General features: G+C 45.8%; 13 protein-coding genes. 6 read left to right on the top strand and 7 right to left on the bottom strand.

The features are described 5' to 3' along the window. Window positions 1-203: 203 nt before the first annotated feature. Both KNP96_RS06885 and KNP96_RS06880 read left to right on the top strand, forming a co-directional pair. Window positions 204-1,961: an ABC transporter transmembrane domain-containing protein gene (locus KNP96_RS06885; RefSeq protein WP_214767391.1), complete on the top strand. Its 1,758-nt coding sequence runs from the start codon at window positions 204-206 to the stop codon at window positions 1,959-1,961. Then, window positions 1,951-3,717 carry an ABC transporter ATP-binding protein gene (locus KNP96_RS06880; RefSeq protein ID WP_214767393.1) on the top strand — a complete coding sequence of 589 codons (1,767 nt, stop codon included), beginning with the start codon at window positions 1,951-1,953 and terminating at the stop codon, window positions 3,715-3,717. Before KNP96_RS06885 ends, KNP96_RS06880 begins: the two co-directional genes overlap by 11 nt. Window positions 3,718-3,779: 62 nt before the next feature. Here the strand turns inward: KNP96_RS06880 and KNP96_RS06875 are convergent, their stop codons facing one another. Beyond that, on the bottom strand, window positions 3,780-4,682 hold the full coding sequence (locus KNP96_RS06875; RefSeq protein WP_088836764.1) for an SH3 domain-containing protein: 903 nt from the start codon (window positions 4,680-4,682) through the stop codon (window positions 3,780-3,782). 448 nt (window positions 4,683-5,130) lie between these two features. Continuing rightward, complete coding sequence (locus KNP96_RS06870) at window positions 5,131-5,325, bottom strand: aspartyl-phosphate phosphatase Spo0E family protein (protein ID WP_029333310.1); 195 nt, start codon at window positions 5,323-5,325, stop codon at window positions 5,131-5,133. Between the two features lie 211 nt (window positions 5,326-5,536). Between KNP96_RS06870 and KNP96_RS06865 the strand changes: the two genes are divergently transcribed. Together KNP96_RS06865 and KNP96_RS06860 are read left to right on the top strand one after the other, a co-directional pair. Further along, complete coding sequence (locus tag KNP96_RS06865; RefSeq protein WP_029333312.1) at window positions 5,537-6,235, top strand: cytochrome c biogenesis CcdA family protein; 699 nt, start codon at window positions 5,537-5,539, stop codon at window positions 6,233-6,235. A gap of 16 nt (window positions 6,236-6,251) precedes the next feature. Further along, complete coding sequence (locus tag KNP96_RS06860) at window positions 6,252-6,734, top strand: CcdC family protein (RefSeq protein WP_029333313.1); 483 nt, start codon at window positions 6,252-6,254, stop codon at window positions 6,732-6,734. 98 nt (window positions 6,735-6,832) lie between these two features. On the opposite strand, the gene KNP96_RS06855 is transcribed toward KNP96_RS06860, so the two are convergent. Next, window positions 6,833-7,258 (bottom strand): DUF2621 family protein, encoded by a 426-nt coding sequence (locus KNP96_RS06855; protein WP_214769796.1) that lies wholly within the window; start codon window positions 7,256-7,258, stop codon window positions 6,833-6,835. A 92-nt stretch (window positions 7,259-7,350) separates the two neighbouring features. Here KNP96_RS06855 and KNP96_RS06850 point away from each other — a divergent pair, with 92 nt between their 5' ends. Then, entirely contained in the window at window positions 7,351-7,674 is a 324-nt protein-coding gene (locus KNP96_RS06850) for a hypothetical protein (RefSeq protein WP_029333315.1), read from the top strand. A 38-nt stretch (window positions 7,675-7,712) separates the two neighbouring features. On the opposite strand, the gene KNP96_RS06845 is transcribed toward KNP96_RS06850, so the two are convergent. From KNP96_RS06845 to KNP96_RS06835, 3 genes are all read right to left on the bottom strand, one after another. Continuing rightward, window positions 7,713-9,017 (bottom strand): VOC family protein, encoded by a 1,305-nt coding sequence (locus KNP96_RS06845; RefSeq protein ID WP_214769793.1) that lies wholly within the window; start codon window positions 9,015-9,017, stop codon window positions 7,713-7,715. A 24-nt stretch (window positions 9,018-9,041) separates the two neighbouring features. After that, entirely contained in the window at window positions 9,042-10,055 is a 1,014-nt protein-coding gene (locus KNP96_RS06840) for a hypothetical protein (RefSeq protein ID WP_029333318.1), read from the bottom strand. Between the two features lie 91 nt (window positions 10,056-10,146). Beyond that, window positions 10,147-10,587, bottom strand: a complete 441-nt coding sequence (locus tag KNP96_RS06835; RefSeq protein ID WP_088836768.1) for an RrF2 family transcriptional regulator — start codon at window positions 10,585-10,587, stop codon at window positions 10,147-10,149. Window positions 10,588-10,740: 153 nt separating this feature from the next. On the opposite strand from KNP96_RS06835, the gene KNP96_RS06830 reads away from it, so the two are divergent. Further along, the gene (locus tag KNP96_RS06830) at window positions 10,741-11,541 is read left to right on the top strand and encodes a hypothetical protein (protein WP_214769790.1); all 801 of its coding nucleotides are present in this window, start codon (window positions 10,741-10,743) and stop codon (window positions 11,539-11,541) included. 86 nt (window positions 11,542-11,627) lie between these two features. Here the strand turns inward: KNP96_RS06830 and KNP96_RS06825 are convergent, their stop codons facing one another. Continuing rightward, window positions 11,628-12,224 carry a TetR/AcrR family transcriptional regulator gene (locus KNP96_RS06825; RefSeq protein WP_214769787.1) on the bottom strand — a complete coding sequence of 199 codons (597 nt, stop codon included), beginning with the start codon at window positions 12,222-12,224 and terminating at the stop codon, window positions 11,628-11,630. Between the last annotated feature and the right edge of the window lie 115 nt (window positions 12,225-12,339).

Genomic DNA, 12,339 nt, shown 5'->3' with positions numbered 1-12,339 from the left:
CGGAATCCTAATGGAGTGTCATATTTTTTACGCATACATAAGACAAACCCTCATTTCCAAGCGGAAATGAGGGTTTGTCTACAGTCTGAAAGGAGACCCTTGTGGTCTCCTTTTTGTTTGCTATTTACTGGAAAGATGGCTAATCTAAAATGTGAGACTATTTAAAATACTCAATTGATTTGAAAAAGGGGGGGGAGACTTGAATGGGAGTCTTCAAGAAATTAAGTTGGTTTTTCCGACTTGAATGGAAAGCATATAGCATCGGCATCATTTGTTTGATTTTTGTCGCAGGTCTCGAAGTGATTCCACCAAAAGTCATCGGGACGACAGTCAATGGATTAAGTGACGGTACATTGACGAAAGAGCGATTGTTTACACTCGCCGGGGTGCTCGTATTGATCGGAGTCTCGACCTACGTTATCCGTTACTTTTGGCGTTTTCACATCTTCGGCGCATCGATCCGGCTGGGCCGGTTGTTGCGGAGTCAGCTTTATGGTCACTTTTCAGATTTAGACCAATCGTTTTATAAGAAATATCGAAGTGGAGACTTAATGGCGCATGCGACGAATGATGTCCAAGCGGTTTCAATGACGGCAGGGGCAGGGATTTTGACGCTCGTCGATTCTGTGACAATGGGAGGTTTTGTCGTCGTCATGATGGTGACGACAATCAGTTGGAAACTGACGGTCGTTTCCCTTCTGCCGATGCCGTTGATGGTCTACTTGACATCGCGTTACGGAAAGATGCTGCATTCCCGTTTTCATGATGCACAGGAAGCCTTTTCTGACTTGAATGACAAAGTAGCAGAAAGTATCAGTGGCGTCCGTGTTTTAAAAGCGACGGGTGAAGTCGAGTCAGACGTGACGACATTCACATCGTTATCGGACGACGTCGTTCAAAAAAACCGTCGTGTCGCGAAAATTGATGCGTTGTTTGATCCAACGATTTTTGGACTCGTCGGTTTATCGTATATCATCGCCGTCGGGTACGGAGCATATTTGTTACAACAAGGGGAAATCCGGATCGGTGACATCGTCGCCTTCACTACATACTTAGGTCTCTTGACGTGGCCGATGCTCGCATTCGGCTGGTTATTCAATATCGTCGAACGAGGACGTGCTTCGTATGACCGAATCGAACGGATGCTTGCCGTGGAGCCGGAAATTAAAGATGCGAAGGAAGCGGTGACGACCGTCGATTCACCACGACTCGATATCGCGATTGACCGTTTTATCTATGACACACAGCCGGTTCTCGAACAGATTGATGTCACACTCGAGCCTGGAAAGTCGCTCGGAATCGTCGGGCGGACAGGTGCTGGGAAGTCGACGTTTGTCCGGTTATTAACCCGCGAATATGATGTCAAACAAGGGGCCATTCGAATGGGGGGGCAAGATATTAAACAACTCCTCCGCGAAACGGTCCGGAAGCAGATCGCCGTCGTCCCGCAAGATCATTTCTTGTTCTCAGCATCGATTGCGGACAATATCGCTTTTGCGAAACCGGACGCTTCGATGGAACAAATCATGGAAGCAGCTCGTGTTGCTGCTGTCCATGACGATATTCTTGGTTTTAAAGAAGGTTACGCGACGATGGTTGGAGAACGCGGCGTGACGTTATCCGGTGGACAAAAACAACGGATTTCGATTGCCCGGGCGTTACTCGCCGACTGTCCGATTTTAGTGCTCGATGACGCGTTATCGGCCGTCGATGCGAAGACAGAAGAGGCGATCATCGATCATTTCCGGACAGCTGATAACGAACAATCGCAAATCATCGTCGCCCATCGTTTGTCGGCCGTTTCCCATACGGACGAAATCATCGTTCTCGACGCGGGACGGATCATCGAACGGGGGACACATGAGCAGTTGTTGCGGCGAAAAGGCTGGTATAAAGAAACGTATGACCATCAACAACTCGAATCATTAGTTGAACAAGGGGGTGGACCGTTTGAATCATGATATCAATGAAAAAGACGTCTTGAAGCGTCTGCTTCGGTTTGTCGGTCCCTTTAAGAAACAAGTCTTTGTGGCGTTCCTTCTCTTATTGGTCACGACGGGTGCGAAACTCGGAGGACCTTATTTAGTTAAAATCTTCATTGACAACTATGTCACGACTGGTAATTATCCAGTCCAGGAAGTCGCCTTATTATTTAGTGCCTACCTCATCTTGCATACGACAGGAATTATCGTCGATTATTTGCAAGCCTTTGAATTTCAAAAAATCGCGTTAAAAGTCATTCAGCGCTTACGGATTGATGTGTTTCGTCATGTCATGCACCTGCGACTCGCTTACTTTGACCGGACACCGGCTGGGGTTTTAGTCTCGCGGATCACGAATGATACGGAAGCGATCAAGGAACTCTACATCGGCGTCCTCTCGACGTTTGTCCAAAGTGGTGTCCAATTGATCGGAACTTATATCTTTCTCTATTTCTTGGACCCGACGCTTGCGACAATCGCACTTGTCTTACTGCCTGTATTTTATTTCGTCATCTGGATCTACCGCAAGTACTCGACGAAATATTATGCAGAAGTCCGCGATTTGTTATCGAAAATCAATGCGCAGTTAAATGAATCAATCAACGGGATGGCGATCATTCAGCAATTCCGCCAAGAAAAACGATTGATGGCGGAATTTGAAGAGACGAACGTCGCCCACCAAAATGGTCGTTATAAAAACTTAAAGCTCGACAGTTGGTTACTTCGTCCAATCATTGAACTGATGCTGGCGCTTTCAATCGCGACACTCGTCACGTACTTTGGATTCTTATCATTTACGGAGACGGTTCAAGTCGGTGTCGTCTATGCCTTCATTAGTTATCTTGAACGCATTTTCCAACCCGTTCAACAAATCATGCAACGGTTGTCTGAATTCCAACAGGCGATTGTTTCGGCCGACCGTGTGTTTAAGGTTCTCGATACGGATGAGCCGGAACCGACGAAAGGCTTGCCTGGTGCAGCGAGCGTCACGGATGGACATATCGTCTTTGAAGACGTGCGGTTCAGTTATGATGGAGAGACGGAAGTCTTGAAAGGGATTACCTTTGAAGCGAAAAAAGGACAGACGATTGCCCTTGTCGGTCAGACGGGAAGCGGGAAAAGTTCAATCATCAACATCTTAATGCGGTTTTATGCCTATCAGTCGGGACGAATTTTGATTGATGGAAAACCGCTCGAACAGTTACCGGAAGATGAATTACGGCGTCACGTCGGACTTGTCCTGCAGGATTCGTTCCTCTTTACGGGAAGTGTCGCTGATAACATTCGGTTGTTTGACGATCGGATTTCGTTCGGAACCGTTGAAGAGGCGGCCCGTTTCGTTCAGGCGGATGGTTTCATTCACCAACTTGATGAGGGATATGATAGCCCGGTCGCCGAGCGCGGGGCAACGTTCTCAGCCGGAGAACGGCAATTGATTTCATTTGCACGAACGATGGCGCGTGATCCAAAAATCTTAATCTTGGATGAAGCGACAAGTTCAATCGATACGGAGACGGAAGAGAAAGTCCAGACGGCATTGAAACGAATGCGGGAAGGGCGGACGACGATTGCAATCGCTCACCGGTTATCGACGATTCAGGACGCCGACTTGATTCTTGTGTTACATCAAGGGGAAGTCGTCGAACAAGGAAATCACCAAACGTTGATTGCGAAAGACGGACTCTATAAAAAAATGTATCAATTACAGTCGGGTCATGTGACTTCGATTACGTAAATGCACACAAAAAGGCCTGCCAGGCGATCTCGCCCGGCAGGTTTTGCTGTTACTTTTTTTAATTAGTAGACAGTTACTGTGACGTTTTGGCGTCCCCAGTTGATGGCTTCTTGCTGTGAACCAACGAGAAGGTCAAGTTTGTTACCTTGAATTGCGCCACCACGGTCGAGAACGATTGCTTCACCGATACCTGAAATGTGCATCCGTGTGCCGATCGGGTATTGTGAAGAAGCTGCTACGATACGCATACCATTGTACGTGATCGTGTTTGTTACATCATAACCGCTAGCAGTCAATGCACGACCGTTGTAAAGCTGGCTACCGTTGCTTGATGGATCGTTCGTGTATGCACTTACGTTCATCGTCACTTTAGTACCAGACTTCGCTGAAGTCGTTTGTTTAGTTGCAGTAGCCGGTTTAGCCGCTGGTTTTGGTGCTGGCTTAGCTGCTGGTTTTGCTTCTGCTTTAGGAGCTGGAGCTGCTGAAGTCGAAGCAGTAGAACCAGAAAGTGTAGTGTAAGCACTATGCACATAGCGCGTTTTACCATCGATTGTTGTTTTAATCCAAGATCCGACTTTACTTTCTACGTTTACTGTTTCACCTTTATACAAGTTACCTACATCTTTCGAGTTCGTAGTAGGTTGTGTCCGAACGTTTAATACTGCCGTAGTGACTGTAGCTTTTTTAAAGTCGAATGATGAGGCAGCAGTAGTATATGCGCCATGTACATAACGTTTTTGGCCATTGATGCTTGTTTTGATCCATGCACCAGAACGTCCTTCGACATTTAATGTTTGCCCTTTATATACGTTACCTACGTCTGCTGATGCTGTTGTAGGTGCTGTGCGAACGTTGAGTACTGCTGTGTCTACTTTTACCGTCTCTGAGGCAGCCTCTGTCTCTTGGGCGAATCCTACTGATAGAGCCGTTGCTGCAAGTCCTGCAGCGAAAACTGCTTTTTTCATTATTGATGTCCTCCTGACATATGCTGTGTTTACTGTTCCTACTCTACACCCCGAAACCGGGTAGTGCGTTTACAGGTCAATGTCATTAAAGTTACAAAAGAGGTCAGTGTGACAAACAGATTGCAAAAAGCGTGTTTTTGTCATTAGTAGGTCATAAAGCATGGTTTTTAAGTAGGTTCGTAAGTCTTTATGCCTATATAAAGAATAAACGGAAGCAATTGTAATGTACAAAAGTCATGAATCAATCCCTTGTCTAAAAATAAGTTGAACCATCTTCTGATTTGACCGGAGGCGAGGTTTGAGAGAAGAAGGAGGGCACGACAATGAAAAAGCGATTGAACAAAAACAAACCCTCTGAATGGAAAGAGGGTTTGCTTAAAAAGGATTAGTGATCAAACAAGTACACTTAATGGAAGGTGCCACGAAATGACTGCATTGAATTTTCGTTTTATGTGAGGAGCCGCTCATTTGAAGAGCCAACGGCATAAGTTTGCATAATCCGTGTGTACTCGACTAATAACAGATCGAGTTCATGACTGAGCTTCAATACATGTGGGGAGGTGAAACTAGACCGATCTGCTTGAAGATACAGTTCGCTTCGTTTTGCTTCAATTGCTAAGGTCAGTAATTGTTGGCTTGTCATAGCAGTCTCCCTTACATTGGTGTCGTATCCATATTCTAGCAAGTGATTATTCGGAGTGCAACGAAATTTTAGTAAGATAAAGTAAATGTAATTTTTTTGTAATTTGAGAAGTCACGAATCTTTCTTATCTTTTGTGAGATAATAGGTGCTAAATGATGCGGAGTTTGGCAAAATAGAGAAGAACTTCTTCTTATAGAAAGGAGCTGCTGAAATGGAGCTCTCGCTGTGGTTAGCATTTGGGGCAGGGTTACTGTCATTCGTGTCTCCCTGTACGCTACCGTTGTATCCGGTATTTCTTTCGTACATTACCGGAGTATCTGTAACGGATTTACAAGAAAAAGGTGTCCGGGAAAGACGTTCACTTTTCCATACACTCGCCTTTTTAGTCGGGTTCGCACTCGTATTCGTCGTCCTTGGATTATCGACGTCACTCTTTGCGGACGTCTTCATCACGTATCGCGATACATTACGGATGGTTGGGGCCCTCGTAATTTTCGTCTTCGGGATCGTCTTAGTCGGTTTATGGCAGCCGACGTTCTTGATGCGTGAAAAAAAATTGAATCTTGGTGAACGCAAGGGCGGTTACATCGGTACAGTCCTCGTCGGAATCGGATTTGCGGCAGGCTGGACACCCTGTACAGGTCCAATCCTTGCTGGTGTCATCGGTCTAGCGGCGACGAATCCGAGCCAAGGTATGCTCTACATGCTGTTTTATGTCCTTGGATTTTCGATTCCCTTCTTATTAATGGCCTTTTTTGTTGGACGCTCGAAACTCCTTGTCCAGTACAGTCTCAAAATGACGAAATTCGGTGGCGCCTTGATGATGGTCTTCGGAGTCATGTTGTATTTCAATGGCTTGAGTAAATTTGCGGCCTGGATGAGTGATATCGTTGGATTTACAGGATTTTAATCGAGGAAGTGATGAGATGATTTGGATATCAACAGGGGTTGCGCTCGTGATGGGGTTACTCATCAGCTTCATACGGGTGAAGGCGTCGGCGAAACCGACAAATGCCAAAAAGATTTTAATCCCTCCGTTCGCGATGTCGACCGGGATGTTGCAATTTTTATACCCGGCATCTCGTCTGACATGGACGGAGGTCGCGGAAGCATTGATTGTCGGGATGATTTTCAGTGTCTTCTTGATTAAGACGTCAAATTTTTATGAAGCAGAAGGTCAAATTTATTTGCAACGTTCAAAAGCATTTTTTATCGTCTTATTCGGAATCTTACTCGTACGGACGGTCGCAAAATTTGTGATCGGGGGTCAAATCGATATTTTTGAGACAGGTGGAATTTTCTATCTCGTCGCGTTCGGAATGATCGTCCCGTGGCGAATCGCCATGTATCTGAAGTACAAACAAGTTAAGTCGGGGATTGTTCCCGTCGAACATTTACCACAATCATGAAAAATGACCGTCTTGTCCGATTTAATGGACAAAGCGGTCATTTTTTGAATACATCACATAGAATCTCGTTCACTCAAAGTAGATTGATTCTGCCATCATTAACGTTGGAAGTAGAGTTCGTATTCACGCCAATCGATTGCGTGTTCTTTTAAGGCTTTTTTCAAAAAATTATGATCACGTTTTGGAGTCGCTGAAATATATCCTTTGACGACAAGCTCTGACGTCATGACCGATGCATGTTCTTCAAGTGCGAACTGACCGATCCGTCCGGCAATTTTCCGCCGTGCGACGTCACGAAACGCCGCCGGAACAGGCATGACGAGGGCATTCAATAACTCCATTGTCTCGTCCGTCCACAAGTGTCGTGTTTGGTCGATGTACTCATCTTCCCAATCCATCATCGATTTGCCGTCTTCTTTCGGGAGTTTTTTTAAGAACTTCCGGAACATGAAGAAGCCGCCAATCGCCATTAGTGTAATCATGATAAAGCCCCAGAGCAAAATTCCGTTCATGAACCATGCCATCCGTGACTCATCCCCCTTTCAACATCATTTATAGATTAGCATAAATGGTTTTCTCATGCTATGATGAATGACGGAGAAAGTGAGGAGAAGAGATGTTACAGCCATATGTACAATTAGATGAATCCGGACGACCGCAAAAGGGGAACTTACCCGAGACAGCAGACGGTCGCGTCGTCGAGTTTTATTATGATACGAGTGGAACGGAAATCACGGTCGTATTCGTGACAATTCCTGCTTTTGATGCCAGTCGCAAGCGGGCATTTACCGTCGGGAAGACGTTTAAGACGATCTCGACTCTTGAAGATTTTACATTAGTGAAATATGACCTTATAGATCATCAGATCCTCGCGACACTTGAAATGTTCGCCGATGGATCGAAGCGCCAAATCGACGCTTCGAGATTGCTCGACTATTAAAAAAAGAAGGAGACGCGGATTGCCGCGACTCCTTCTTTTTATTTCGCGTTCAGCGTGATTTGATCATGGTCAAGCTCGGCGATCCCGCCAATCGGGAACGTAAATAAAGGTTCCGTGTGACCGAAATCCGCATTCGCGATGACGGGGATTGTTTTAAGTTGCGGGTAGAGACTGACGAGATAACGTAAATGTTCTTCCGTCATCTTCGTCGTCAGTTGGAACCGGCCGAAGACGATGCCACGGATTTCGTCAGCGCCCGGTTGTGCCAGTAACGAAGCAAAGTCACGGGCGAACGTCGCCGGATGGACTTCGTAGTCGTCCTCTAAGAAGAGGACGGCTTGACGCAAATCGGGGAAAAACGGCGTTCCTTGTAATAAGTTCAACGTACAAAGGTTTCCCCCGAGAATCCGGCCGCTCGCTTTTCCGCTCGCTAAAACGAGATGACCGTCGTTCAAGGACGTGACGGTCCGGTCGTCAAACCAGTCATGCCAGTTGACGCTCGGACGAACGGAGATCGCTTGGACGCCGAAGAACATCTTCTTGAAGTAGTCGAGCGTGTAGGCGTCACGCGAACTGAGTGCCCGTAACATCGGTCCTGAGTAGGTGACGAGACCTGTTTTTGTGAAAATCGCATTACTGAGCGCCGTAATGTCAGAGAACCCGCAAAGAATCTTCGGGTGGGTCCGAATCAAATCGTAATCGAGTCCCGCAAGCAATTCGTTTGAACTGAAGCCACCGCGTACGCAAAGAATCGCGTTGACGTCGCTGTCGGCGAAAGCGGCATGTAAATCGTCGATTCGGCAAGCCGGGTCGCTCGAACCGAACGGATTGACGGCGCGGGCATGTTGACTGATTGAGACGCGGAGTCCGAGCGTTTCTAACAGTTCGATGGCGTCATTGATGATTTTTTCATCGACACTCGCTAAGCTCGAAGCAGGCGCAAGGAGACGGACATGCGAACCTGCCTTTAGTTTATCCGGAGTAATCGGCGTCAACTGGCTTTCGATACACTCGATCCGGTTTCCGAACGGATCCTCCGTAAACAATCGCCGGCGCGGTGCAAGCCGATCGTCAAACGTGACCGGGTGACCGGCTTTATTCAAGCGCTCGGCGACACCATCCAAGTCGGGAAACGTAAGGCCGGGATGTGCTTTTTTAGCCGGCTGAAAATTTTGTTCGATGCCAACGTGAATCGCTGCAGCGTGACTTGTAAACCAAACGCCACCCGTCGCACGGACACCGACGGGCTTTTCGACTTCTTTCATATGTAATAGCCCGGCATAAAAAGCCCGGGTCGCATCTTCTGAAGCAGGTGGCGCAGCTAACTGAACATGATCAAGCATGACGACACTTCCTTTCGTGGTGCATCAACCGACAAATTGTGTGACCCGTTTAAGTTCACGTTCGACAAAGTCTAGATAAAAGGAACCGTCAATGCGGTGGTCAAGACTTTGGGCAATTTCATAAATATTCGAACGGAGCAATCCGAGATAGCCGGCTTCTTCTTTACGGGCTGATCGGTAAGAGGCTGCGTAATGAGCGAGTAAGAACTGAAGGTAGCCGCGATCTGTCAAAAGCGGAATCAATTGTTTTTTCTCTTCCATCGACCAGACGTAATTCGGGTTGTAATACATTTCGGCATAAAGGTGATACGGTTCGTCACCACCTGTGAAGAGCGGCTTGACGCGGCGTACTTCTTGTGTGAGTTTCTCCATCCAATCGAATCGGTCCTGTTTACGACTGATGAACAATGGCAAGATGTACGGATGTGCCTGGTCCGGCATCCGTGAACAACCGCGCTCGTGTCGGATTGCTGCATACAATAGAAGTGCCCGGTCTTCGAAACCACGTTCAATCGCGTACGTCATCCGGCTGAATCCTTCACACGAAGGACAATCACTCAGTTCATCGGAAGGGGCATCAATCCATTCTTCCAAGTATTGATCCGCTTGTTCTTCGTCACCAAGTTTACTGTAAATCATGAAACCGATATAATCACGGGTCCGCGCAAATCCATTGGCGTCACAAAAGTCGCTAAAACGTTCATAATCTGCCTCTAACAAAGCGATCGAGACGTCTTCTTGTTCAGCGGCATAAATCAAATACGATTTATAGTTCCAGTACAGGTCAAGCTCCTGTTTATGTGTCAGTGTCAGTTCGTCCTTACGAATCCAGTCCATCAATAATGAAAACGAGACGAGGAACGAGCGGAAATGTCCGAGATCAAACTGGTTTTGAGAAAAGGTCCATAATGCTAAGGGGCGAAGTGAATCGTCTGTCGTATCTTCAAAAATCGTCCAAAGTGATTCGCCACGTTCGAGTGACGGATTTTCCTCTTTCAATCGAAGATATAGGCTATTGAGTTCTTCATGAGGGTTCATCTGTACCCCTCCTTTCTTATATGAGTATACCACGCAGCGGATGAGAAATCGTTGATGATGCGGGCGCAACAAAAAATGATTCCGCTACGCATCAATTGCGCCTCGGAATCATTTCAAGAATTTGTGGATGCAGTTCATTTGCCGGATGCAATAAATCCTGGATCGTATAACTATTAAGTACCTGATGGAACGCTTCAATCGCTTCATCAAAGGCAGTTCGTGCAGGGTCAAGAGATGGATGTTCCACCATTCCCTCTTGCGGGTCCAAAAAATGAGTCGTTGGTTCGAACAATTGTACGACGTCACCGAGATAAATTTCATCCGGAGGACTTGCTAAGCGAAATCCACCACCACGACCACGGACAGAATGAATCAGACCATTTTGTCCTAAACGATAGACGACTTTCATCAGATGATTTTTAGAAATGTCGTAACAATCCGCTACTTCCTGGATTCGGACAAGTCGATCCGCATGTGTGCCTGCAAATAAAAGCGACCGGATCGCATAGTCCGTATAACGTGTCATGCGCATATATATCACCTACTTATCCTAGATTCTAAAATGGATAGGAAGGAAGAACAAGTTTAAATATGTTGTATAAAACAAGTATTTTTTATACCTTTTTTGAAGATTGTTTTTATCTAGGGGTTCGGGCATAATGAGGGGGGAAAGGTAGGTCATGGTATGCATTTTGATCAAGCATTACACCTCTTACAAAAGATGGGTCCGGAAGTGGATAAACGCGGTTTCCGCATCGCGAGCCGGTTTTATGATCAGTTAGAAAAAAATCATAGCCGACAGCTTGAACAAATGGGACAGCAGGACATGCGTTTACAAAATCGTGAACTTCGGATTTTACGCCTCAGTCGCCTGTTGCATCACGTGACGAACCAACAAGAACCGAGTGAGTTGTTTAAACTCATTTTACTCGAAGAAATCAATCAAACGAAATCGTTCATTCTGTCTTACCCAGAAATCGTCAGTGAGGAGATCCTGCTCGCCGTGCAATGGGAATTTGAGCTTGAAGCGACAGACCCATTGCTCGAGGCATGGTCTGTCGTCCATCACCAACTCGTTGATACGTGTCGTCACTTTTGCAAATATTCATCAAACGCAAACTGGAGACAACTCGAAGTGTTGTTGATTGCAGAAACACATCATTTAGGTGCTGTCATTGACGAAGCAAGGTATGCTTTGACGAATCATCGGAAAACGACGCTTGTCCATTTTAACGACATGAAGGTGCTCTCGTCTAAGTTGATGATGACACTCGAAGGACTTATTCAAAAGGGACTTGTTTTCCATACTATGCACCAAAATAGTACGGATGAAGGGGCGGCTGAATTTTTAGAGATGATTGCAAGCGACGACCCGATCGTATTCGTCAGTGGATCGAGTCGGTTCATCGCGGATGTGCAAAGAACGCTGGAACCGCTTCCGGTTATCTTTGGTCCATTTGTCGCAGATAATGCGTTGCCGTCTTAAGCGTAAGTTACCTGAGATGCGTTGTTTTTACAGACAAAAGCGAGTTTTCCCGATCATTAAAGGGAAAACTCGCTTTTTATCATGGATTAATGTGGTTTTCCAGCAACCCCATAAAAAAAGAGTTGCATTATCTCATTGATGAAATGATCTTTGTCAGCGTAGTTATCAGCGAGTCCCGTGAATGCGTCAGCCTGTTCCATGAAGAGATTCATGTAAAACATGATGAGAGGTGGTGAGAAAGTATGATGGATTACGCCTTCTTTTTTTCCTTGGTCAATCAAAGCGAGCATCAGCGGGAGGGTGAATTCCTGATTCATTTTTTCTGTAAATGCTCTCATCTTCGTATCTTGTAAAAGAAGGGTGTTCAGGTGTTCCATCGGGAATTGTTCAAAGGACTGCTTTTTTTGAAGCAGGATAAACGATAATTTTTCTTGAAAGGAGTAGTCACCTGTTAGGTATGTTTCCATTTGCTCCATCATCTTCGTGTACCACTCTTGAATCGTCTCACGGATGAGATTCTCTTTGTTTTCAAAATGCTTATAGATTGTCACTTGTGAAACATTGGCACGATCGACGATATCTGCAATCCGCAGGTGTTTTGGTTCTGATGTCATCAATAAGGCGAGTGTCGCTTGACGGATACGCTGTTTGATTTCTGCCGTTCGTTTTTCAAATCCATTCATAAAAAGAAACCTCCTGTTATCACGATATAATGAAATATATCATCACCTATATTTCATTATATCATTGACTTCAAAAAACTAGCAGTATAAAATTAATGTAATAAACAACGATTTA

The sequence above is a fragment of the Exiguobacterium sp. s133 genome (genome assembly GCF_018618595.1).
GTDB classification, from domain to species: domain Bacteria; phylum Bacillota; class Bacilli; order Exiguobacteriales; family Exiguobacteriaceae; genus Exiguobacterium_A; species Exiguobacterium_A oxidotolerans.
Note: the sequence above shows the minus strand (reverse complement) of the source record. Positions and strands in the feature narration are given on the sequence as shown.